The sequence below is a fragment of the Vaginisenegalia massiliensis genome, from assembly GCF_900604935.1.
Classification (GTDB): Bacteria; Bacillota; Bacilli; order Lactobacillales; family Aerococcaceae; genus Vaginisenegalia; species Vaginisenegalia massiliensis.
In genome coordinates this window covers 1-24346 of the sequence record NZ_UWPC01000004.1, presented here as the reverse complement: position 1 = coordinate 24346, position 24346 = coordinate 1, and the positions used below count along the sequence as shown (strand labels likewise).

Sequence of the window (24346 nt, the reverse complement as noted above, 5' to 3'; positions counted from 1 at the left end):
CTAGTTAAGGAAATATCCATTTTCAAAGCAAAAACTCCGTATCTAGTGACTGATACGGAGCTTTGCTTTTAGCGGAGTTTAAAGATATTCAAGGATTTTCTGCCAGTGTTCCACTAAATCTGCTAAACGAAATCGTGCATTCGCTGGACTAGTCGAAGGTAATACTTGCCCTGGCAACCCTAAGTGTTGAGCATGATACTTTTGATAATATTTATAGGAGGTAGCCCCATTACAAAATACTTCTCTAATCTCAGCTGCTTGCACAATGGGCTCCAAGTTTGATGGAACAACATTTTGAATACTGGCATCACTCGAGCCAATAATGTCACACTGATAGATTGAGTCATATACCGCCAGATGGTGACGCAATAAGAATTGACGTCTCCCCTCAATATCCTTTGATAGCGTCTCATCAAATAGCTCCTCCATCACAGGCCAGAAGCGATTTTGCGGATGACCATAAAAGAAACCATATTCCCGGGTCTTGACTGATGGAAAAGAACCGAGGATTAATATTTTAGACTTCTCATTAAATAAAGGTTGAAGCGGATGCATAATGGTCTGATGACGGGTATTTTCTGTAGTCATGGTTACCTCCTTCAAGCGACTAGTTAGTTCTCATCTTTAGCTTGGCAATAATACTCGATGGCTTCCTTGACAAAAATAGCTGTGCCTTGACCGCCAGCTTGATCAATGTTGGTCGTAAACTCCCCGCCACCGGCATACATTTGGCCTAAGCCAAGTAAAATGTCATTGGTACAAGTATAAAAATTCGCCGTAATTAAGTCCTGCAATTCTTTAACCAGTGCTTGTGCCTGATCTCCTTTGGGATCATCTGATTTAATTTTCCCCATTTTGACAAAAACGTCCATGATTTGTTGACCAGCAAATTCGTCCTCTTGACGGGTGCGACTTTTTTGCCGCTCTTGATATTCTTGATAGGCTGGCGTCTTACCCCAGTATTCCTTGGCCCGTTCAGCGTACTCATCTATTTTCTGTGTGTCAAACACTTTCAAATCCATATAATTCACTCCTAATAATTTTAATCCTTGAGCAAAAACAATTAGATTTTCTAGATGTTCCTTCTTTAGAGTTAATAAGTCAATTTGCTGTTGCAGAGCAACTTGCTGATCATAAGACGGACTCGCCATAATCGCTTTGATTTCTTTTAATGGAAATTCCAAGGCTTTAAATAGCAAAATTTGTTGCAAAAGCCGCAAATCTTCCTCATCATACAAGCGATACCCGGCCTGACTGCGTTCCTTTGGCTTCAATAACCCGATGCGATCATAATACTGTAGCGTACGAACACTAATCCCTACAAGTTGACTCACTTCTTTAATGGTTTTCATATCGCCACCCCTTTCATTAGCTTTAGTGTAAACTATGACCAAAGGTCAGGGTCAAGACATTTAGAAAAATTCTGCTATAGTCTTTCAGCTACTAGCATCTAGCGAAAAAATGGACCATTATTCGATGTTTGCGTTTAATAAATCCACGACCACAATTTCGGGTCGATTATTGACACGAAGTGGGACTATGCTATTACCGAGCCCTCGGCTTACAATCATCGTGGTTTCTTGCTTATGAAAAAGTCCGCTATCATATTGCGGCAATAGACCTTGATTAGGTGCGATGAGTCCGCCAAGGAAAGGAATCCGAACTTGACCGCCATGGGCATGTCCACTTAAGACCAAATTAGCTTCTTCAGCAACATATTCATCGAATCGCTCGGGACGATGGGCTAATAGGATAATCAATGACGCCTTGCGTTTTTCAACTTTCGGCATTGATTGACTAAATCGCGGATCATGGCGCCCCGTCACTAGAATCTGTTCATCACCTTTCGAAATAACTTGCGACTGATTCGCCACTAGCTTTACACCATGGCTTTTTAGTAGTTGCACTAACTCAGTATATCGACTTCGCAATGCTGCCTCATGATTCCCCGTCACATAATAGCATGGGGCTATTTTAACTAACTGAGGCAATAAACGTCTGATAACAGCGATATCCGGATGATAGGCATCCATTAAATCCCCCGTTAAAGCTATCATATCCGGCTTTTGTTCACGAACTTGAGTCACTAAATCCCGGTTCGCCTGACCGAACTCGGCATTGTGCAAATCCGACAATTGTACAATCCGAAAATGATTAAAGGAACTAGGTAAGTTCTCTTGCTTTATCTGGTAGTGAGTCACTTGCAAGGCTGTATTACCCCAAACTGATCCAGTAATAAGCAAACCTACTAGGCAAAATCCGGCCAGCCATTTTTGTTTTGTTCGCATGGTGTCACCTCTTTTAGATCTGATTCCACTCGCGCATTAATTGATCTAGTTGGCTTTGATTCTTAATAAGTACTGTCTTTTCTTGATATTTACGACGAACATCAGAAAAATGTCGACGTTTTTTCCGGCTTCGCCCCTGCCATATAATCCATTTGATAAAATCCCAATCTAGCTTTTCATTGCATCCATCGGTTAAATCAGGTCGTGTGACTCCTTTGTAAATACGATAGCGTTGAATGACACGCCGCAAGGCTGCCCACCGATTAACTTGCATTAATATAATCCAATCTGCTTCATTTAATCGTTGCTCTAGATAAATATTTGAATAATTGCCATCAATAACCCAGTCTGTTTGGTTCTCCATAAAGGTTCGAACCAAGTCTAGCTGCTCATCTTTTTCTCGAATTTGCCAATCAGGTAAATATTGAACTTGATCCAAATGCAAAACGGCTAAATTATCTTGCTCAGCCAACCAACGTGCTAAAGTCGACTTCCCCGATCCACTATAACCTAAAATCGCAATTTTCATTTACTTACCTCCATCCATTAGGAGAAAACTAAGAAACTGTATTTAAAGCTTATATTCACTTTGATAATAGGTTACTAGTATAGACCTGTCAAACACCAAGCCCAAACAAAAGAATGCCGACTAAAATAATCGGCATTCTTTTTTATATCATATGTCGTCCTTAGTCATAAATCCTTCAAAATATTATTTCAACCACCCAAGAATTGCTCGAATGATAAAACCAATGATTGTTAATAAGGCACCACCACCGCCTAAGAGCGCCATCAATAAAGCAAAATTGGCTTCAGCGTTAAAGCCTGTTTTCCAACCATCTTGCTTGGCAATTTCTTTTAACAAGGCATCAATATCATTTTCATTATTAGCAACGAAATGCTCCCAAGTCATTGTGCCATCTTTGGGGTTCACTTCTCCTTGAACAGAAATAGACATCTGCTTGCCGCCAATCAAAAAAGGCGTTAGTTGATAAGTATCTCCGTCTTTTTCCACCTTTACATCTAAGGATAACTGTTTATATTTATTGAGCTGACCCGTTTTTAGCAAAATAACTCCCGGTTTATAGACCGTTCTGCCCGCAGTCAAACTGGCTTCATTCTTTTCAGTCAATTCACTCAAAATTCGGATTCCATCCTCATTAGTTTCAACAAAGAAAGGGGTTCCTTTCAAACGACTTTCTATTTGGCGAGCCCGGTCAAGGAGCTCGCGAGATCCTCGGCCTTGGTCAAGTGAATAGAATTCATTCCCAATGACCTTTTGTTCACGGACCATACGAATCATAGCTACGGTCGCTGGAAGACCTACGGCAAACATTACAACAGCGCCAAAAAGCAAGGCATCATCATTATTTTGCAAGTAAAAGAAGCCCAATAATAAGCCTATCGCTAAGAATACTAGGGCAAAAACACCGGTAATCATTAATTTGCCAAACTGCCATTTTCTTATCGTGACCTTATTCATAGTGACCCTCCAATAATTTTGTTCAAAAATAGCAAAATTATTATTTAATGTAGATAATTTCATTCTTAATTTCGATGATTTTTTGTCTAACTAAAGTATTTAATGCTTTCTCATAATGATTCATCATTTGTTCTGTCGTTCTAGAAAAGCCTAACATATTTGACATTGATTTTCCCAATTCTATTTTTGATATTTCCCTAGAATTAACAATAATTGTTTAGAAGCCATTTTTTAATTCTATACTACTAATCAAAGAAATATCTGGCTTATTTTGTATCCTGAATTGATGATAATTACGATAATCTATTTGGCCCCAATAAAACAATTCTCCATCTTCTATTCTCTTTTTTGATTTTGTTTTTGTAAGAATCATCTCCAAATATTCATTAGAAACTTTAGTTAATTTGACCTTATCGTAGTGAGAAAGTATTCTTCTTTTTAGCACATCTATATGGATAGGAGCTTCTAGTGAAATAATCTTCTGAGCAATCTCAATATCAATCTTAGGCTGATTCTTAAATAGATGATTTGGAAATATTTGCTCAGGCTTAAGAATACTGTACGATTCAATGACAGTTTCGAATGAATTTTTGCAATTCTCAACGGAATGGTTGTTGCATATGGTATCTTTTTCTAACTCTTCACTGTCAAAAATATTTGAATCAATACGTATTTTTTCTAACTCACTACTATTGTTCTCGCCCTCAACTAAATTTGAATTCCCAATGTTTTGAACCGTTTGATTATATACACTTTCTAAATTATTATTATTTAAAAAGGGAGATAAAAATTTATCTATTCTACTCAATTCGAAGTTCTTATTTTCAAACCAATCAATTGACCATATATATAAAATCTCCCAACCTTTATTTTTTAATATTTTAGGTATTAATCTCACACGATCGTCAGTAGTTTTTATTTTTGCAAATTGTTGGTTATCTATTTGAATTGCCGCACAATATTCTTTTGGCTTGATTGGGTTGACAATTGCGATTTGAACTTTAAATTCTGAATTTCCTACATTAATATCTACTGATAATCCTTTTTGTTGAATATAATTAGCTATACTTTCTATCATACCTTTTTGTGATAAATTATCTTTAATGTTTCTGTTTTCCAGAGTTCCTGATTGTGCATACAATAAAAATTCCTTAAGGCCTTTTACACCTTCCTGACTTCGAGCAGTTAAATTTATATCGTCCGCAGTAATCGTTGAAAAAACTTTCATTTCTTTTCGTGCCCGAGATACAGCTACATTAAGACGTCGCCATCCTCCAGGACGACCTAACGGACCAAAGTTTTGATAAAATTTCCCGGTTTCATCAGGGCCAAATCCAATCGAAAATAATATTTTATCTCTTTCATCCCCTTGAACATTTTCGAGGTTTTTTATAAATATTGGTTCTGACATATTAGTAAAGCTATCAGCAAAAACTGGATCATTACTTAACTCTTTTTGAAGCAAATCATCAATTAAATTTTGTTGTGATACATTAAATGTAATCACACCAATTGAATCAGAATTTTCTGATAAAATATGATTCTTAATTTCAGAAATAATAGCGAGGGCTTCTGGTTTATTTGTTCTCGTATTTCCACGATCATATACTCCTTCAACTTTAATAAAGGAAACCTTTGACGTACGATCATGCGGTGAAGGAAAAGTAAGCATTTTATTATCGTAGTACATTTTATTACTAAAGGAGATTAAACTTTCACTTTGAGAGCGATAATGATGTGTTAAATATCTCTGAGGCATATTAACTGAAAGACAATCCTCTAATAAACTCTCTAAATCTTCAATTAACAAATTATCTTCATCAATTTTTGATGTTCCAAAAAAATTAGTTGGGGGCATTTGTTGAGGATCACCAACAATTATACAATTTTTTGCCCGTGACATAGCTCCAATCGCAGTAGAAGTCTTAATTTGAGAAGCTTCATCAAAAATAACTAAATCAAATTTAGGAAAATCCATATCGATATATTGCGCCACAGACAATGGACTCATAAGAAAACAAGGGGTCAGACGCCTAATAATTTGACTGTTTTCATGGAAAATCTTACGAATTGAAAGGCCACGTCCTTTACTTTGTATTGCTTTTTTTAATTGAGCTATTTGTTTAGCTTCCTCGTCGGAACATGTTTTTGTATCTGGAATGTTACTACTTAAATTCATAACTATTTGATTCTTCGCTAAAGACACATAATTATTTGTAAGTTCGTTAAATTCTGAAGCTATTACATCGTAATTTTGGCCACTAAAATTGGAGATCAACTTAGATTGTCCTACATATAAATTAATCAAAGTAGGAATAATACTTGCAAGAAATACTTCATAAATATTAAATTGACTAGATTGATTTTGAGAAAGGTTAATATATTCGCCCATTTCAGTTAAGCCCAATGCATCCAGATCCAATATATTCTTATAGAATTGAGACCATTCTTTCCAATAATCCAAATTTAATTGCCAAAGCATAATTTTTTCAAGTAATGATTTCGCATCCTGATCGTTTATCAAGTCACTATAACCAGTTAAAGTTAAAAACTCAGTTATTAATTCTTGAATCTCGACAAGATTTTTCTTAAAATCTGAAAGTTTTCTTTCTTGACGTTTTGACTGAACTACTAATATGTCTTGAAAAACATCAGAATTATATAAATGATTATTTTTCAAGTGCTCAAGTAAACAAATTACATTTGAAACGCTATCCTTACTATTAAAATCTTGATTAAAAGAATACCCTAAATTTTCACTGAAGTACTTGAGTTGTTGATCGCATTCCAATTTTAAATCTTGATATTTTCCAATTTTTTCTAAATATAATATAGCTAAATCATCATCAAGCATTACATCTTTTTTAGCAATTGAATATATAGGTAAGAGTGCTCGTTTAATATTTTTTCCTCGGGTAAGAATAAATGACTGTTTAGCATTTAATATTTCTAATTTTATTTGTTGCCAATTCAAAGTATCAATTTTGCTGATAAATACTTTTTCTAAATCTTCCTTTAATTGAAGTAATTCTGATTGCTTTTTATTGAGATCCTTCAAATTTTTCAATAGGTCAACATCCGGCAATTTCAACCAATTACTTGTATCTACATCAAACTGAATATTATGTTTTTCGTATAATTCCACTAAATTTATTAATTGATTTAACCGATTGCTTTGCTTAAGCCATTCAAATTTAAATCCGGATTTTTCATTAGTATTATTTTCAAGCAATTCTTTCAGTTGTTGCAACACATTTCTCAATTTTTCTTTTGATTGTAATTCATAATTTGCCAGATGAAAGTGTCTTAGTGGGTGAAGATGAACTGGCTTACTTAATCCCTTATTAGCAACAGATAATCTTTTAACGCTCTGTAAAACCAATTCCCATTGATTTTGATCAAAGTTTGCAACTGTTTCCTCCGAAAAACTCAAAACATCACTGATATTTGTTAACGACTCATTCCATTGAATTAACTGAAAGATACTCTTTCCTATTTTTTGAGGTTTGTGAATTTCGAATACCATATCATGTAAAAGTTGTCTTTTTTCCGAGATCTGATCAAATTTACGTTGGAATTCATTGTCATCTTCAAATATTTTCAAATCGAAACACTGACCAAATTTATCTAATACCGTTTGTTTTTTTGTCTTATTTGAATGTACTTCTAACGTAAAATCCCCGATTCCAATTTGGTTTAAACGTTCAGCAACAACAGAAAGAGCTGCCATTTTTTCTGCGACAAACAATACTGTTTTTCCATTATATAATGCATTCGCAATTATATTAGTAATAGTTTGTGACTTACCCGTTCCAGGAGGTCCATGAAGAACGAAACTAGATTCTTTTGCAGATTCTGCAATTGCTAATAACTGACTAGCATCTGTATCTGTAGGTGTAATTATTTTTCTTAAACATTCAGTATCTTCCAAATTTTCACTTTGAAACTGATTATTACTTTCATAATAGCGTCCATCAACAAGTGATTGAATTACTTTATTTTCAATCAAGCGATCAAATCGTTTATTCAAATCATCCCACATGACAAACTGACTAAAAGAAAAATTTCCTAAAACTGCTATCTCTAATACATCCCACTCTTTTAATTCCATTATTGCTTTACGAATAGAATTAAAAACCAATTGAATGTCAACACCAGCTTCATCCTCGGGAAGTGGATTTAAACCAGAAATATTAAGGTTAAAATTTTGTCTTAGCATTTCTAACAAAGTAATATTCATTTGTGCATCTTCATCTCTCAATTGAAGAGTGTAACTTTGATTATTTTTCCTAATCAAATCAACTGGCAAAAGAATTAATGGAGCTAAGCGACTAACAGGATTCCCATTCTGGTCTAATTCATCTTTAGGATCAATCCATCTTAAAAATCCTGCTGCTAAAAATAGAGAGCTTGAACCATTTTCTTCAATTGATATTCGAGTTTCTCGATAAATTGTTTTAAGTGTTTTATCTAACTCTGGTTTAGATAAGAATGTACGTAACTTTTTCCCTTTAAATTCAGCTAAACTTAATTGTGAGATTACTTCTTTGTTGGATTCAACATCAACAAAATTAATCTTTTTTTTGCTAATTTCCCAATCATTAAAAGCTTCTTTTATAAGAAACGATTGACCGTTTGAAAGAGCGTCCTCGAGCTGTCCAATGTCTGAATTAAAAAGTTGTATTGCTTTTGGCCCAGGCCGAAAAGATATCAAATTATTACGTTTAGATAAATCCAGCAAATTTCTCATCCAAATTTTACGCTTATCAACAGCTTCTTTTTTCGAAGTATCTAAAAAATATTCTTCAATAGATCTAATATTTGCCGCTTGATTAATAGCATCTTCTGCCAACCCATAATCTATGAGCTTTGTTTCTCCATCCTGTTCAACAAATATTGGCATAGGTCGAATTCCCATGAAATGAGCTCTCTTAATATCAATTACTAACTCAAATTCTTCAATATTTTCTAGTGTTCCTCGAGCACTACGAATAGCCTGATCAAATAACTTTTTTTGACCTTCATTCATATATGTAGCTTCAATAACTTCTAGGTCATTAATCCCTGATGACAATCTTTTAGATAGTTCTGTATAATCAGTAATAATATTTTCATCAAAGAGAGCTTCTTTTAGCCAAACTCCAACAAAAGCATGTCCTTTCGTAAGGATAACAAATGGGTGAAAACCACAACTCTCAGCTACTGAAGCATATAATACTGCCATCTCAATACAATTTCCCATTTTATACTGAAGTATTTCTTGAGGAGTCCGAATTCTTTGCCCAACAGATGAAAAATCAGGAAGGTTTACAGAATACGCAATATTCTGTTCATATATTGCCCCATAGATTGCTGCCAATTGATTTAAAATTTCTGTTTTATTATCAGTTAGGTAACCAGTAAAAGCAGAAGAACCTGTTCGTTTTTTTAATAGTTGAGAAGCACGTTTTTGCAAATTTATTATCTGCGGAGTATTGGGTTGTACAAATGACGCTAAACTTTCTGGAAAAATTTTACTTCCAGTCCATTGATTCATTGGCAAAACATCAAATTGAAGCGATTTTTGTGCGAGTTGCGTTCCTTCACTGTCAGTCCAAGTTATTCTTAAACAATCCATTATTGTCTCAGTTAGTTCAAATACTTTTTTCGCTCTAAAAATTAATTTAGGATCTAATCTATACTCCTTACCTTCTGAGATCTTAGGAATGTTTATTTTTTGAGATTCAATGTGCTCAAATTCAAAATCTAAAGATAACTCTGTCTCCTGGATATCCATATCGGAGTTATTTCGAATAATTATTTCATTAATAAAAGGTAGCTTTGCTTGAATTAAGCTGTAATTTAATATTCCAATCCAATTGACATCTATTTCAAACTGGTTATTAAAATCGGTTGTCAATAGTTTTTCCGTTAAAGTCATTTTTTCTTCTCCTCAGAAAGAATTTAATTATTCTAAAAATTGATTTTCCTTATTAATTATATCACGGTATTATTTTATTTTAATTAGTAGGATTATCTTTGAAATAACACTTTCTTATACTGACCTTCATTAATTCGGTAATTCGGTTTTATTCTTATATTACAATCACATCTTATCCTCTTCATTTGTATAAAGTGTGACAACAACACCATTTTTGACAATAATCTTAAACTCACCTTGATTAATCGGATAATGACCATTACCTAGGTTTTCAATTAACTTTGCATCAGAAATGGGTAAAATTTTTTCGGTGATATCTTCTAGATTTAACCCCATAACCCTTTCGAAATAGCGAATGATAGCATGCTCTGAAATCAAAATACCTTCGCTATCCTTACTTAGATTATTGATTTTTTGCTTAATTTGATTTAAATTCATTTTTTTCGTTACTAACTCTTGTTTTATATTTTTTACAGTCACTTCCAATGTTTCTATATCTGCTTCAATTCCTGCCTGAATAGACTGCAACTTTTTAAGTTCTTCTCTATTTTTCTTTGACATCGACTACGCCTCTCAAAATAAATATTAGGATGACAATTATTATATCAAGGAACCTTTACTGATTAAATAATTTCTTAACAAAATATTCAATGCTTATTTTACAGTTCAAAAATCACCTATAAATTGACTTAATTGCCAACTCATAGTTGATTCACTTTTTTTATTTCTCTTCAAGAAAATCCTCAATTTCTTTCGCCAAATCTAAATAGACATAATTATGCAAGTAGTGTGGGCAATCATAGGTAATCACCTGAGCGTGAGGCACTTGTTGAGTAAAGTCTTTTTGGAATTGTTGCCACCTCGCCTTAGGGTAGCTCGTTCCCTGACCATTGGACACTAATAATAAATAAGGCACGTCAGGAAGAGGCTCAGCCTCCACATCTTTAGCTGAGTCTTTGATTGCTTGCAGTTCTCGGACCATGACCGCATTCATCGTACGCCGATAAAATAAGGCTCGATAGATTTTCTTGTCCTGATCCGATAATTTTCCATGTTGCATCGCATCACTCTCAGCTACGCCAGGTAACAAGCGAATCAAGCCGCCACGTGCAGAAAATGATAAGAGATATAAGAAAAATGGATTCAACTTCATTTCGTCGTAAGAGGCTGGCATCGCCATATCCAAGCCGACAATGGCTTCTACTTCCTCTGGATATTTCTGCGCCCAGCGCAGCGCTTGGATGCCGGACATTGAATGAGGTAGTAAGACAAACGGCCCCTTTATCCCTTTTTTCGCTAAGGCCATACGGGTTTCTTCTAGCAAAGTGTCTACGTCTCGCGGTCCTAGGATATCATCGCTAAAGCCATAACCGAACTTTTCGACGGTTACCACGCGATAATGCTGACTCAATTGTGACCCCAAAGTCTTAAAATCCAAGATGGGAACCGTGGTTCCCCCGCCCGCTAACATAATCAGCGTTTTATCCCCTTGACCCTGAACCGCCAGCGACATCTTCTTATCTTTCACTTGAACCATTTCACCTAAAGGATGCACATAAGCCTGTTCCCGTTGAAGTTGAACTTGATGGTAAATAAACACTAGGACCAAGAAAATGATTAAGGCCACTAGGACTCTCCCTAAAAATTTAATAAGCTTATTCATTGTCTCACCTTCATCATTGATTCAATCGAGCCATCCTGCTGAATTAATAGTGATTTATTTTGTTTTTATTTAAGGAATAACCGAGGGCGGAACCTACTAAACCGCCTATAATATGGGTGAAGTTGGACACATTATCCTGGACAAACAAACCATCAAAGACTTGTTGACCCAGATAGATCAAGGCTACTAGTACGAAGGTCAAAGGAATTTCGCCTTCTTTTAAGCCCGTCATTGAAGCTAAGAGAATCAGTGCAAAATCTACCCCACTAGCCCCTAGCAACTGCGTCTGTGGAAGTAATGCAAAATTGATGATACCAGTGACCAAGGCTGTGATAACAATCACCCAAAAAAGATTAGCTGAGCCATATTTTTCTTCCAAGATCGGTCCGATTACCAGAAATAACATCATATTGTTAAAAAGATGCTGCCAATTGGCATGCCCCAAAACATGACCCACAAAGCGAACATAGGTTAATGGATCTAATAAGGACGACCGATACACACTGAAGAAATGCTGCGTTAAAAAACCTGCTGTTAATTTATCACCCAATAAAATAAACAAACACGCTAAAGCAAAAGACAAAACCACTGGAGCGTTAAAAGATAATCTGAACTTATGCAACAGAGTCACACTTCATTCCTCCTAGCTTAACCGATTTATCAAACACATTATAGCATAAGAAACCCTGTCCTACGGCGAAGGAAAGACCAGGTTTTAATTATCTATTTCCTCTGTCCTTTTCGATATTTCAACAGAATTCGAATGAAGAAAGCTATTAAAATAAATGCTAGGCCTAGCGCAAGTGTTCGTTTCATAATTCCTTCACTCGCAGCCATTATGCTATAAAAGATTAAGCCCACAATGGCCATCAATAATACTAGAATGGTATAAATACGACTTATCAACACAGAGAATTTTGTCCCCCTTGATCGGTAGGAAAATTCAATAATTCTTTTTGAGATTAGCACTGCAATCGCGTATACCCCTATTCGAAAAATGGTATTCATATTCATTCTCCTTAATATTTAACACTCATCTTTAAAATCCTTGAAAACTATTCAAAGTTAATCCGTGTCCTATAAAAATAATTACGAGCGAATTTTTTTATAAACTTCCAAACTTATGATACGGTATTCCTATCATAAACAAAGGAGGAATCTCGATGTCACAAGAAGGTTTGATCTTCGACGGTGGTTATAAACATCATTCCGCTGGAAAGCTAGGAAATTACGGCGTCTTTGTCTTTACCGATAATCAATTGGAAGTCTACCAGACGATGAAAGAAAAACTAAAGAAGTCCCCAGGTATCTTGGGCTTAGTGGCTAATCTTGCATCAGATGATTTCCAATTTAAAGATGAAGACCCAACTTTTGTACTACCCTATGCCGAAATGGCTGAAATAGCTAAGCATAATAAATTCTTAATGGATCCAGCAATCAAAATCACCATGAAGGATGGAGAAACGTTAATTCTGTATATCCGTCCCAAAAAGAATATCCCTAACATTTCTGAAAAAGTGTTAAAAGTTAATCAAGAAGTCGCCATTAAGCAATAAAAAATTTTCTAAATATGAATTGGCCCCCAAAAAGTTAGCTAGTACGACTAATTAACTTTTGGGGGTCGAATAATTTCAAAGACTAATCTTATCTTCAAAGGGAATTTCGAGTGAAATGAATACTCGTGAGCCAATTCACTGACTAAAAATACTTTGATAGATACTCCTCAATTCTCCATACAAAAGCTAGAGGTAGACTATTATTATGGGTCTTTTCATCAGGATTATAGCCAATATTTTTCAACGAAAATTTAAAACCAACTAGACTTTCATATTTATTTATAAATTGACGGTAACTCTTGGCCTGCGTATTAATATTTGCTTTAGCCTCAATAGGAATAACTTGGCTATTAAATTCTACTAAAAAATCTAATTCTGCAGTATTTCCTGACGTCCAATAATACGGTTGAAATCCTTTAACTAATAATTCGTTTAACACGAAATTTTCAATTAAAGATCCTCTAAAATTCCTAGTATTTTGCGACTTCTCCATTAATGCTTTCATTGAAAGCTTTACTCGTCTAAAGAGCAACCCTACATCAGACATGAATACTTTATACTGATTTAATTGAGCTTGAGAAGCTAATGGAGCATATGCATTTTCTATTCGATGTAATCGATAAATTAATCCCGCATCAACAAGCCAACCCATAGCCGCTTCAAATGTTTTAGCCCTCGCAGAATCTTTTACTCGACTAAAAATAAATTTGTTATTATCTTGAGACAGTTGCACTGGAATTGATCGCCAAATATCACGAATATTGACAATTTGGTCTGCTGGAGCATATTTTGAAACATCATTCTCATAACCAAATAGTAAGTTATCATGAACTTCATGAACAAGATTCAAATCGTGACTCTCGAACCAAGTTTTTACAGCTTCCGGCATTCCACCTACTATTAAATAATCTCTGAACTGCGCTTCAAGATTATCTAAAAGATATTCGGGTAACGGTTCAGATAAGGAGTAGTTCATCACTAACTCAGAATAGTTCTTATTAGGGTTGGCCATAAGAAACTCTTCAAAATTCATTGGATATAAGGTTAATCGATCTACCTTTCCAACTGGAAAAGAGACCTGATCTTGTCTAATACTTACCCCTAACAATGATCCTACGCCAATAATGGCCAATTCTGGTAAATCTTCTTGAAAATATTTCAATGCCGTAATAGCCTTAGGTTGAATCTGAATTTCGTCCAAAATTAATAATGTGTTAGTTACATCAATTGCTTGATCGAGGAATAAATTGGATAATTCTTTAACTATACGCGTGATATTATAGTCACGTTCAAAAACCTGCCCAATCTGTGGTTTTTTTCTAAATTTAAATACGCAACATGGTCAAAATATTTGCGCCCAAATTCTTTAATTATGAAAGTCTTTCCTGACTGCCGAACACCAGTTAATAATAAAGGTTTACGAAGAGGTTTTTCTTTCCACTTGATTAGGTCTTTCATGATTAAGCGTTCCATAAAGTCACCTTCCTTAACTAGAAAATACCAAAAGTCCTATGATTTTTGCAAACGTATAACGAAAAGTCCTATGAGTTTTTGTTTACAAGAAACAAAACTCATAGGACTTTTGTGTGATAGTTTTATATAATAATCAGATTTAAGTCATAATACGTTTCCTTTATTTCCTTATGCCGTAGCAAGAAAACTGATTATATAAATGAATCAAACCCTTATTGATCTATTCCATACTCGAATAGGAATTTTTTATCTCTTCAAAAATTCGTTGTCTAGAATGGACTCCGCCCAAAAATAATAAGGTTACAATGAAAATATTTAATAAGTAAGTAAAAACCGCGATGAAAATCCCCGATATTAAATAAACATAGACCTCTATAAACAGAGCTAAAATACTACAAATTATCACCCATTTTACCACTTGTAATGATTTCTCATTTGCTAAATAAACGTCTTCAAACTGTTCTTTATCCATAGACATAGGAGTCAACTTAATATTGCTATATATTTTACTAGTTAGCAAATAGCCTAAAAAAACGCCAAGCATAGTACTGGCTATCCATACAATAATCCTTGCTTCAACGCCACTCATTGTCATCATGGAATTGATTATTTTTATAAGGGGATAGGTTACTAGCATTAAACCAACTAATTTAGATTGATTGAAACTTTGCTTTTTTATTCCAGATGTCTCGATTGTTTTCGACTTTCTATCATAGTAGATTTCCAAATTATTATAATAACCAATAAATATTGATTTATTTTTCATAGTCATTCCTCTTCATATACACATTCAATCAAACCTGGCATTTAGTTTTCTCGAATCTTCATTCAAACATTTTCAATAAAGCACTGTAGAATACTAAATTTTAATTGCTATTTGAGATAATGAAATAAAGTACAACCGTTAAAAAAATAATTGACATTCCAGCAATATTAAATGCTGCCGTTAAAAATTTATTCGTTAGGGGTCTCTCAACGTAATTAATGGTTGGGTTTTGTGGATTATAGTAAACTATCATTTCTTTCCCAAGTGGCCACAATTTTTCCGAAAGATTTCTCAAATTGGCAATCGGTCCTGTTTTCACACATAAATTTCCTTTGGCATCCTCGTACGCTTTGGATTCAATCGACAAAGGAAATCCTATCGATAAACTTTTTACCGAATTAAATTTTTTCTTTGTCAAAAATGTTTGGCCTTCTGCTTCAAACTCAACAACTGGATACATCTTTACATCACCAGGAAAATCGTATTTGACAACATGTCCAATTGCTTGTTTTGAACAAGATCTATTTTTCTTATCCGTTATTTTCCTAATCAAGACTCCGGCCAAAATACAGATTATTCCAAGGCTAGCTGACAATAATAAAGAAATTAAAACTTGTTTATTTTCCACGTCTTCAACGCTCCTTTAGTAGTGGCTATTATCTCTTTTATTGTTGAAATTAATTTCTATTCATTACATAAATAATGTATGGCACAAAGTCAATTAGCCAATTATGAAATCCATGAGCAATAATCAAAGAAAGTAATGTACACCCTTTTATTTTTTCCCTGAACATACAATATATAAATCCCATTAATCCAGTAACAATGACTTGTATGAGGCTGCCATGACTTATATGATAAAGCCCAAATAAGATGGACGATCCCGCTATTGCTAGCCCTCTTGAATGTCTAATTTTAAGAAAAGTATTAAAAATGAAACCTCTAAAAAGTATTTCTTCAGTTAAAGCTATGGAGAAAATATAGTAGAAGAGTCCATAAATCATCTTTAGCCAATTGATATCGGGAGATACATTAGGAAATTTATTTTGACCAATGAATGTAAATAAGCCACCAAAAATAATATAAGTACTTAAACCACATAGTAATCCAATAATAATTTCTTTTTTCTGGTTGCCTTTAAGTTTAAAGTAGTCTAAAAATGATTCTTGGTTTTGTCTCATATAAACCCATGGTAGAACTAATACTGAAAAAGGTAGTATAAAGCGCATTATTTGAACAACGATTAGGGGTAAATTTTTAATTGTTGGAAAAACTATGCCAACAATCAAAATTAGAATCACAAAACTCATAAGACTTACCATGACTATTTGCCTAATAGCATCAGACTTTACTTTAGCTTGAAAATCAGGTGAACGTTTCATATGCCCTCCGTAAATCACTTTATCCATTGAATTGGCTAATATTCCAATTCTCTTCAACTACATAAAAAAGGTTCCATACTTGTGACTATCTGTGATAGCTCCTTTTAAACTAATCAATTCAGACTTATTAAACTAATTATAATAAAGTATTCATAACAAATACATAAGACTTTAGAACTTTATACAGCGTTTTTAATTAAAGATAGACTTTTCTAACTTATAGGTGAGACAAATCCTTAATTTTACTTTGGAATTCATTTTCTATATTCATTTTGTAAAAGTAGGTTCGAATTACTTTGTCAAAATTGTGCACTGTCCCATAAGGATATTATTATACAAAAAATTTAACTCCTCCATTTTTAGCTTAATTTCAACCGATTCGTCTTTAATGAGAATTAGTAGACAAAAAAATATCAATAATATACAATTTTTTGTATATCTGATTTTGTTTGGAGTGAAAAAATTGTATTTTGTATTCGATATAGACGGGACAATCTGTTTTAATGGTCAATTTATTGACAAAAAAATAATTTAAGCATTAGACGAACTAAATAAAAATCACGATTTAATTTTTGCGTCTGCAAGGCCGATTAGAGATCTCCTTCCTGTGGTGACACGGTTCAAAGAAAATTTATTAATCGGTGGAAATGGATCGATTGTTTCGGATAATGGAGCCATTCAGGTCATTGATTATATATCGAACAATGATTACATGAATTTGAAAAAAATAATTAAAGAGAATAATCTTAATTATATTATAGATGGAGCTTTTGATTATTCTGCTAAAGTAGATTCCAGTAATTTGATTTATCGACAACTAGACCCTATGCATCTTGCTAAAAATGTTTCAATGGATGAAATAGAACAGCCAATCAAAATTATCTTAATCGATATTCCTGAAAACTTTTATGAAGATATATGTCAAAACTTAGCTGATATAGATGATAATATTTCAGTAAACTATCATCGTACAGACTCAAACATCGATATAACAGCTCGAGAAGTCAACAAATATTCAACTCTCAAAAAATATATTGAAGATCATGACTATATAGGATATGGGAATGATATTAATGATTATGATTTATTAAAACATGCGCAGAAATCATACTACATAAGTAATGATAAAAATATAGATTTAAACTATAACGTTACCGAAGTATTGCCAAAGGACGTTACAAAGATAGCATTATCCATTCAATCACACCTCAAAAATGAAGTAGCAAAATAAACATGACACGAGTACTTTAAATCTCAATAATACTAAGTAACGTATGTTTTTGGTAAATAATAGTGCTCGTTTTTGATCAAACGAAGCATAATTTTTTGATGAGAAAAGTTAGTTAAAGTAGAATTTTCAACGACTCGAAAAATATTAGGATCATATTATTAGCAATCAATTTAACTAGTTTTTCAAAAAGAAGCTACTTTTATATATAATCAATAAATAAGGTTCCTAAACATCAAAAATGTTTAGGAACCTTATTCTTATCAAAGTCAATATTTATTTTTTTGAAGCAATATTACACACTCAGTATGTGCCATAAGTAAGGTATGTATGCAAATCGTTTTGTCGAATATGATGTTAGACTGTTATTTAACTGGCATTATTTCTCAACTTTTCAATTTTCCTCTGGATTTCTCTTATATCTTCTAACTGCATCTCAGGTTTCATAATCATTTCATCTAATTGAAATTGCAATAATAATAGTTCTTGTTCTACTTGATTTTTATTCTTTTCTCGATAGACAGGAGACAATAATTGTCCACCATCAATAAAATAATGCTGGTTAGTCGTCGCTTCAACGAAGGTTTGATCATGAGAAACTAAAATGACAGAACCTGGATAATTCTTAATATAGCCTTCTATCGATTCTAAAGTATCAATATCTAAATAGTTAGTGGGTTCATCTAATAATAATAAATTATGGTTGCCTAATAAAATTTTAGCAAATGACAACCGAACTCGCTCGCCACCTGATAAAACATTTGCTTTTTGATAAATTACTTTATTATCAAAACCTAGAGAAGCTAAAATATTCTTAATAACAAAATCAGTCTGTAAGCTCCCTTTTCTTACATTATTATAAAGTGATTCATTCAAATCTAGTACATTGAAATTTTGGGAAAAATAACCGATATTTAAATGTTGGGAGTAGTAGCCTTTTAATGTTTGACTCAAAATGGCTCTCAAAAAGGAGGTCTTCCCTGCTTGATTGGGTCCACTTATAGACAACTTATCTCCAAATGTTACTTTGAAGGGAGGATATGAAAATAAGTATATATTCTCGAAAAATAGCTTACCTTCATTTAGATTAATTAAGGTACTAGCATTCCTATGAAGATGACCTACTTCTTTGAAAACAAATGAACGTTCCTTAACAGGAGCCTCCACATGATTTAATTTCTTAATTCTCTTTTCTAGAGCTTTAGCTGACTTGGCCATTGCTTTTTCTTGTGCATCATATTTCCCAGCATAAGAATTTACCTTGTAGTCTGATGTACTTACATTCTTCTTTTGCTTTTTGAAAGTTGAGGCCTTTTCAAATCGTCTTTGAGCTTCACTTTCTAATTGTTTAATTTTTCTTTGATACTCACTGTAAGCTACCTCTTGCTGCTTGCTTTTTAATTGCTTCATAGTTTGAAAATCATCATAATTTCCTGAATAAGTATATATTTTTCCTCGATCAATTTCCCAAATATTGTCGACTAATTCATTTAATAAGTATCGGTCGTGACTTACAAATATTAATGTTGCCGAATACTCTTTAAGCCATTTTATCAATAAATTCAAATTTTCTACATCTAGATTTGACGTAGGTTCATCTAACATTAAAATATCAGGATGAGAATGAATGGCCTTTTGAATGAGCGTCATGCTTTGTTCTCCACCTGACATAGTGGAAGTTTCTTTTATTTGCGGGACATATTCAATTCTTCCATGGCTTTCTATTTCTCCATCATAACCATTATCTTCACCTATTATCATTTTTAATAGGGTAGATTTTCCTTGACCATTCCTTCCTACGATCCCTATACGTTCTGATCGCTTAATCATCAGTGAATCAGCTTCAAATAAAACGCGGTCGGTAAACTCTTTTTTTATATCTTGTAATTTAATCGCATGCATAATATTAGCCTCCTTTAATTCAAAAACATAAAGCTAGACTAAAACTAAGCATACAAAAAGACATGGCTAGCTCTCAACTAACAGTCTGACTGCATACTTCTCCCTTGATTTATAGGAGAAATTTAGTCTAGAGAATTAGTTAATAGATAACACCATGTCTTTATACCTCTCGTTTCTATTTATTAACTATATTTTATCATAGATGTAAGATGACTACATCAATATTCTAGTAATTATATGATCATTATGCTATTAACCTAATACAATTAATAACCACAACTTATCCAGAGTCAGCGGAGGGAATTGGCCCATTTAAGCTGAAGCAATCTACCTTTTGGAAAGGTGCTAAATCCAACTCGAAAGAGGCCGATGAGTTAATAACTATTTTTCTAGCACGACGAATCTCGTTGTACTTTTTAATTGAATAATAAACTAAGAATGATTGGATTGTTGCAAGAGAAGAAAGTTACTTTTGAAGAGTTTGTTGAAGTGATTAGAGAGCTAGGTTTAATGTCTTACTTAAGATTTCGCAGAGTCAAAGTGGTAATCTGAAATAAAATGATTGGATTTTTTAGTAAATACGCATCTACCTAATGGAGGAGCTCATATTGGGATAGTCTGTCTATGCTGTGTTGGAAATAGGAGTGTTAATGCCTATCGGTACTTTAAGGAAGCATTTGATCAAGAGACATATGATACTCTGGTTGATTTATTTTTTGACTTCTCCTTTATAAATAAAAACTACTAAGCTATAAACAAACAACGACAACATTTATGAATTCCTGCTTTGACACTTTATTCATGACAGTTGGATTCTACTATATAGGAACACCTTCTATCGGACTAATTATCTACTGATAATTCGATGACGCTAATTATTACTAAATTTATAAATATCTTAACAAATCCTATCACACCTAGCTTTAGAGCTTTGATTTATTCCCCCAAACGCCCCTTAATTTCAGCCTGAAAGTTGCAAAAGTTCCGAAAATAATCACTATCACTCAACAAAAAATAAGGTTCCTAAACATCATAAACGTCCAGGAACCTTATTCTTATCATATTCTTTATTTTACTTTTTCAATTAATACTATACACTCGGCGGTTCGCTGTCTCGAATCATTTCGTCGTTTCACTCCTCATTCTTCGACAGCTATCGCACAGGTCTCCGTAATTGCTTAATTCGTCACTTCATTCCTTGTAATCAATACTACACACTCCACATGTATCGTTAGTAAGAGTTGGATTGATTTTTGAAATATTGGATATAAAGTATTGATGTAAATATTATTCTAAAATATTAATCTCATCATCTTGGTACAACACCGCCGTATGATTATCCATCAAAAGTAAGTCTAAATCAGTATACTTATCAACGATAGCTTGTGCACTTTCAACAAACGGAATTTCACCAAAATGCGGAACAATATATTTAGAAATCAATCCTAATGCAGCTGTTGATTTGAGATTCTGTGCCTTCGATTGATCATCCATTAAAGCTGAATATTCGATGTCCTGAGCAGAAATAATAGCGCCTGCTGACTCTCCGACATAAATCATACCTTTTGAAATTTTTTCACTGATGACTTCTTTTAAATCTTTCTTTTCTATTTCTTGTAATAGAAAGAATGAGTTCCCTCCACTAATATAAAGCAAGTCTGTAGCTTCGAGTATTTTAATAATTTTATCTCTCTTTTCAACCGAAAAGTCTAACTCCGTCAGGTTATAATCATTTTCCAAGAACCACTTTCTCGCATCATCTACATATTTAGTGTATTCTTCAACTTTATTAGCTGTGTCAACAAATGTTACGCATTTTCTCTTTAATTTTGGTTCAATTTCCTTAACGAATTTTTCAGATGTTCCTAGAAAAGAACTCGTTAAAAATAAAGTTTTCATAGTTAGTCATCTCCTTCTAATAAAAAACGATCAAAGTCAGAAACATATGTGCGGTCTTGGATAATCCTGAACTTCTCAAATTCACTTTCAGCATGTAATTTCGCTTGTTCAGCAGAGATTTTTCCAGGCCCTATCAATAAATCTCTACCGTTAAATTCAATAAAACTATCTAAACGATTCGCCCAATCTTCCATACTCATTGGAATTTTTCTTTCTGCCTGCATTTCAGCATAGTCTAAATACATAGAAACAATTCTTTCTAAAAAATTCATTTCGTCACCCGTCAAATAATTCTTAGCAATGACAACATCAGACTTAATTATCTTTCCCTCGGGAGCACTTTCCCAAGAGGTAAGCCCCATATTCTCTTTTCTAGAATTTGCTCTTTCAACAATTAGCTCTGAAGCTGTATGACGATGAACTGCATAATGTAATTTATTTTGTACTGTCTGAAAGAACTTTCTTGTCGTCCGAGAATCTTTATCATAATCAAAAGCAGTTGTATATAAGTCGGTTACTTTTTGATAAAACTTTCGTTCGGACAAACGAATTTCTCGAATATATTGAAGCTGTCGTTCAAAATATTCGTCTGTAAACATATGCCCTTTTTTTAACCGTTCTTTATCCATAGTCCAACCTTGAATAGTATGGTCCTTAACAATTTGCCCCGCCCATTTACGAAACTGAACAGCTCTTTGATTATTGACTTTAAAACCAACAGATATAATCATTTGAAGGTTATAGTGAATCAATTCGCGTCTTACCTGCCTAACTCCTTCAGTTTGAACTATCCGGAATTTCCGGATAGTTGAATTCTCACTTAATTCCTGATCTGTATAGACAGTCTTTATGTGCTCATTAATTGTCCTTACATCTACATCATATAATTCAGCCATCATCTTCTGAGTTAACCAAATATTCTCGTCTTCATATCGCATCTCAAAACTTTCTTCATTTTCACCAGTAGATGCAACAAACGTTAAATATTCTGCAGCGCTTGACCGAATTACTATCTTATCCTTATTCATAGATCCTCCTAGCTAAAAAATATAGTTTGTCATTAGTACTTTACAAATCGATTATACCACAAAAACGAACAAATGTTCTGTTTCCGGTGATAAATAATAGAGGCAATGTTTATAACTTGCCTCCATGAATTTCAATTTGACTTCCAAATTCTAATACCCTCGATAAGATTTGTTGTTCAGTACCCTGATGGCTAAAATTCAACATAGCCAAAAATATAAGATTTAACATTGAAAATATATACTTGTCATTAGCTATCATCGAATCATTTCATTACGCTTACGATATCCGTACGTCTCATTGTTCCACAGCTATCGCACAGGTCTTCGTAATTGCTTACTTCGTCACTTCGTTCCTTGTAAGCAATACTACGGCCTCGACATGTAAACTATAAGCTAATTCATCTCATTTACTTACTAACATAAACGCTATCTTATCATCCTTTTAGAGAACTCCACCATTAACCAATACATCTCGTATAATAAGTAGGCTATCCATCTCATAAATTAAATAAATCAAACCCTTGATTTTTAATTTGGTATCCTTTGTCAGTAGGCATTCCAAAAAAATCTTCAATTTGAGCAAATGAATAATTAAAGCTCTCTTTGTCTTCTTCTGTGAGTGCATACCAAGCATTAGGATTAATAACTAAATTTTCTGTCCCTTTTATGATTAAATGATTAATAAAATTTATTTGTTCTTCTTGGGTTAATCTTTTTAAACTAGTTATATAATCGGTTAATGATTCATCATTTTTTAACGCAGCAACAATTGCGTAACTCTTATTTTCTTCTGGAAATACACTAAAATATAGATTAGACATTTTAGCCTCAAAGTCTGATAAATTTTGTATTTTATTCCCTTGTAAATCATCTGTCGGCGTTAAAAATCCAGTAGCAGCAAATTTTATTTCTTTATCAAAATCATAAACAACATAGTTTAAAATATTAAATTCATTATTCAAAATAGCCGCATCAAATACCTCTTTATCTTTCTCCATGTCTCTTTTTGCTAAGGTAAAAGCTAATTGAAGGTCATCGATTATTGAGTCTGAAGTATATTTTTTCATTTCTTCTTGCTGTTTAACTCCCTCCATCTTTCTATGATATTCGACTGCAAAAGCTCGGTATATATAGAGAAATACCTGTTTAATTTCATAATTAAAATCACAATCTTCAATCGGACTGAACATTTGGTCGTGATGACCGCAAAAACCTGTAAAAACAGTTGCTCTTTTTCTACCATATTCTGTTGTTAGCTGGAATGGATTATCTGGTTTTGGTATCGGCATTATTACATTGCCATTTTTTGATATTTTTGATAAGATTTTATTATTTTGAATCGAGTGAGCTTTAATAATATTTTCGCTACACTCTTCTTTTTTAGGATGCAAACATTCTTTAATTCTACTTTTTCTAACTGTACTTTGGAATTGCTCAGATAATCTTCTCTTTAAATCTTTTTTCGATTGTTTTTTCTTTTTCCCCACTTAAAACCCGCCTTCTAAATTATTAAGGTTCTATTCTATCAATAATTCCGAAATATTTTTCGATAGAAGTCCGTTTCCCAATTAAAACATCACTATTTGCATCTTGAAAGCATGAACAGATAAAAAAAGACCTATCTCCCAATTTGTAGTGGACCCAAAAAGTTGAACTTTTTATTAAGCCACTGTCATTAAAGCAAGATTTCTGTATTCTACAGGAGTCTTGCTTTTTAATTTTCTCTTCTTCCTAACTAAATTATAATATTCTATATAG

At 33.4% G+C, this 24346-nt stretch carries 21 protein-coding genes, 1 pseudogene and 1 riboswitch; of the genes and pseudogenes, 2 read left to right on the top strand and 20 right to left on the bottom strand.

The genetic code is table 11. The features are described 5' to 3' along the window. Positions 1–78: 78 nt before the first annotated feature. The 10 genes from EIH20_RS03295 to EIH20_RS03250 all read right to left on the bottom strand — a co-directional run bounded on the left by EIH20_RS03295 (position 79) and on the right by EIH20_RS03250 (position 12263). Positions 79–588 (bottom strand): DNA-deoxyinosine glycosylase, encoded by a 510-nt coding sequence (locus tag EIH20_RS03295; protein ID WP_124057943.1) that lies wholly within the window; start codon positions 586–588, stop codon positions 79–81. Positions 589–611: 23 nt separating this feature from the next. Then, positions 612–1352, bottom strand: a complete 741-nt coding sequence (locus EIH20_RS03290; RefSeq protein WP_124057942.1) for a MerR family transcriptional regulator — start codon at positions 1350–1352, stop codon at positions 612–614. Positions 1353–1469: 117 nt separating this feature from the next. Beyond that, positions 1470–2288 (bottom strand): metallophosphoesterase, encoded by an 819-nt coding sequence (locus tag EIH20_RS03285; RefSeq protein ID WP_124057941.1) that lies wholly within the window; start codon positions 2286–2288, stop codon positions 1470–1472. A 13-nt stretch (positions 2289–2301) separates the two neighbouring features. Next, complete coding sequence (locus tag EIH20_RS03280; RefSeq protein WP_124057940.1) at positions 2302–2817, bottom strand: P-loop NTPase family protein; 516 nt, start codon at positions 2815–2817, stop codon at positions 2302–2304. A 183-nt stretch (positions 2818–3000) separates the two neighbouring features. After that, a complete protein-coding gene (locus EIH20_RS03275) occupies positions 3001–3771 on the bottom strand; it encodes a hypothetical protein (protein WP_124057939.1) in 771 nt (256 codons plus the stop codon). A gap of 217 nt (positions 3772–3988) precedes the next feature. Next, a complete protein-coding gene (locus EIH20_RS03270) occupies positions 3989–9691 on the bottom strand; it encodes a DUF4011 domain-containing protein (protein ID WP_124057938.1) in 5703 nt (1900 codons plus the stop codon). 165 nt (positions 9692–9856) lie between these two features. Beyond that, positions 9857–10252 carry a hypothetical protein gene (locus EIH20_RS03265; protein WP_124057937.1) on the bottom strand — a complete coding sequence of 132 codons (396 nt, stop codon included), beginning with the start codon at positions 10250–10252 and terminating at the stop codon, positions 9857–9859. A gap of 160 nt (positions 10253–10412) precedes the next feature. After that, positions 10413–11318, bottom strand: a complete 906-nt coding sequence (locus tag EIH20_RS03260) for an alpha/beta hydrolase (protein ID WP_164470853.1) — start codon at positions 11316–11318, stop codon at positions 10413–10415. A gap of 79 nt (positions 11319–11397) precedes the next feature. After that, complete coding sequence (locus tag EIH20_RS03255; RefSeq protein ID WP_206424095.1) at positions 11398–11985, bottom strand: rhomboid family intramembrane serine protease; 588 nt, start codon at positions 11983–11985, stop codon at positions 11398–11400. Between the two features lie 92 nt (positions 11986–12077). After that, a complete protein-coding gene (locus EIH20_RS03250; RefSeq protein ID WP_124057935.1) occupies positions 12078–12263 on the bottom strand; it encodes a hypothetical protein in 186 nt (61 codons plus the stop codon). 254 nt (positions 12264–12517) lie between these two features. Between EIH20_RS03250 and EIH20_RS03245 the strand changes: the two genes are divergently transcribed. Then, complete coding sequence (locus EIH20_RS03245; protein WP_124057934.1) at positions 12518–12910, top strand: hypothetical protein; 393 nt, start codon at positions 12518–12520, stop codon at positions 12908–12910. 142 nt (positions 12911–13052) lie between these two features. Here EIH20_RS03245 and EIH20_RS03240 read toward each other — a convergent pair whose 3' ends face one another. The 5 genes from EIH20_RS03240 to EIH20_RS03220 form a co-directional block, all read right to left on the bottom strand. Continuing rightward, a complete protein-coding gene (locus tag EIH20_RS03240) occupies positions 13053–14138 on the bottom strand; it encodes an ATP-binding protein (protein WP_478212818.1) in 1086 nt (361 codons plus the stop codon). A 35-nt stretch (positions 14139–14173) separates the two neighbouring features. Continuing rightward, on the bottom strand, positions 14174–14383 hold the full coding sequence (locus tag EIH20_RS08635) for an AAA family ATPase (RefSeq protein WP_124057932.1): 210 nt from the start codon (positions 14381–14383) through the stop codon (positions 14174–14176). Positions 14384–14603: 220 nt separating this feature from the next. Further along, positions 14604–15149 carry a hypothetical protein gene (locus EIH20_RS03230; protein ID WP_124057931.1) on the bottom strand — a complete coding sequence of 182 codons (546 nt, stop codon included), beginning with the start codon at positions 15147–15149 and terminating at the stop codon, positions 14604–14606. 100 nt (positions 15150–15249) lie between these two features. Beyond that, positions 15250–15777, bottom strand: a complete 528-nt coding sequence (locus EIH20_RS03225) for a hypothetical protein (RefSeq protein ID WP_124057930.1) — start codon at positions 15775–15777, stop codon at positions 15250–15252. Positions 15778–15826: 49 nt separating this feature from the next. Further along, positions 15827–16558 (bottom strand): CPBP family intramembrane glutamic endopeptidase, encoded by a 732-nt coding sequence (locus EIH20_RS03220; RefSeq protein ID WP_164470852.1) that lies wholly within the window; start codon positions 16556–16558, stop codon positions 15827–15829. A 535-nt stretch (positions 16559–17093) separates the two neighbouring features. Between EIH20_RS03220 and EIH20_RS03215 the strand changes: the two are divergent. After that, positions 17094–17762 (top strand): annotated as a pseudogene (locus EIH20_RS03215) (HAD hydrolase family protein); the annotation flags it as partial. Between the two features lie 366 nt (positions 17763–18128). Here EIH20_RS03215 and abc-f read toward each other — a convergent pair. The 5 genes from abc-f to EIH20_RS08725 all read right to left on the bottom strand — a co-directional run bounded on the left by abc-f (position 18129) and on the right by EIH20_RS08725 (position 24342). Beyond that, a complete protein-coding gene (abc-f, locus tag EIH20_RS03210; protein ID WP_124057928.1) occupies positions 18129–19661 on the bottom strand; it encodes a ribosomal protection-like ABC-F family protein in 1533 nt (510 codons plus the stop codon). Positions 19662–19938: 277 nt separating this feature from the next. Continuing rightward, positions 19939–20037, top strand: a riboswitch (SAM riboswitch). Positions 20038–20948: 911 nt separating this feature from the next. Then, positions 20949–21560, bottom strand: a complete 612-nt coding sequence (locus EIH20_RS03205; protein ID WP_124057927.1) for a Type 1 glutamine amidotransferase-like domain-containing protein — start codon at positions 21558–21560, stop codon at positions 20949–20951. 2 nt (positions 21561–21562) lie between these two features. Beyond that, positions 21563–22588, bottom strand: a complete 1026-nt coding sequence (locus EIH20_RS03200; RefSeq protein WP_124057926.1) for a virulence RhuM family protein — start codon at positions 22586–22588, stop codon at positions 21563–21565. 497 nt (positions 22589–23085) lie between these two features. Next, positions 23086–24075 (bottom strand): hypothetical protein, encoded by a 990-nt coding sequence (locus EIH20_RS03195; protein WP_124057925.1) that lies wholly within the window; start codon positions 24073–24075, stop codon positions 23086–23088. A 174-nt stretch (positions 24076–24249) separates the two neighbouring features. Next, positions 24250–24342 (bottom strand): IS3 family transposase, encoded by a 93-nt coding sequence (locus EIH20_RS08725; RefSeq protein ID WP_420894250.1) that lies wholly within the window; start codon positions 24340–24342, stop codon positions 24250–24252. Positions 24343–24346 lie beyond the last annotated feature (4 nt).

Coding starts and splice junctions, on each gene's coding strand:
- EIH20_RS03295 (WP_124057943.1), bottom strand. CDS start 588: ATGACTACAGAAAATACCCGTCATCAGACCATTATGCATCCGCTTCAA.
- EIH20_RS03290 (WP_124057942.1), bottom strand. CDS start 1,352: ATGAAAACCATTAAAGAAGTGAGTCAACTTGTAGGGATTAGTGTTCGT.
- EIH20_RS03285 (WP_124057941.1), bottom strand. CDS start 2,288: ATGCGAACAAAACAAAAATGGCTGGCCGGATTTTGCCTAGTAGGTTTG.
- EIH20_RS03280 (WP_124057940.1), bottom strand. CDS start 2,817: ATGAAAATTGCGATTTTAGGTTATAGTGGATCGGGGAAGTCGACTTTA.
- EIH20_RS03275 (WP_124057939.1), bottom strand. CDS start 3,771: ATGAATAAGGTCACGATAAGAAAATGGCAGTTTGGCAAATTAATGATT.
- EIH20_RS03270 (WP_124057938.1), bottom strand. CDS start 9,691: ATGACTTTAACGGAAAAACTATTGACAACCGATTTTAATAACCAGTTT.
- EIH20_RS03265 (WP_124057937.1), bottom strand. CDS start 10,252: ATGTCAAAGAAAAATAGAGAAGAACTTAAAAAGTTGCAGTCTATTCAG.
- EIH20_RS03245 (WP_124057934.1), top strand. CDS start 12,518: ATGTCACAAGAAGGTTTGATCTTCGACGGTGGTTATAAACATCATTCC.
- EIH20_RS08635 (WP_124057932.1), bottom strand. CDS start 14,383: ATGGAACGCTTAATCATGAAAGACCTAATCAAGTGGAAAGAAAAACCT.
- EIH20_RS03230 (WP_124057931.1), bottom strand. CDS start 15,149: ATGAAAAATAAATCAATATTTATTGGTTATTATAATAATTTGGAAATC.
- EIH20_RS03220 (WP_164470852.1), bottom strand. CDS start 16,558: ATGGATAAAGTGATTTACGGAGGGCATATGAAACGTTCACCTGATTTT.
- abc-f (WP_124057928.1), bottom strand. CDS start 19,661: ATGCATGCGATTAAATTACAAGATATAAAAAAAGAGTTTACCGACCGC.
- EIH20_RS03205 (WP_124057927.1), bottom strand. CDS start 21,560: ATGAAAACTTTATTTTTAACGAGTTCTTTTCTAGGAACATCTGAAAAA.
- EIH20_RS03200 (WP_124057926.1), bottom strand. CDS start 22,588: ATGAATAAGGATAAGATAGTAATTCGGTCAAGCGCTGCAGAATATTTA.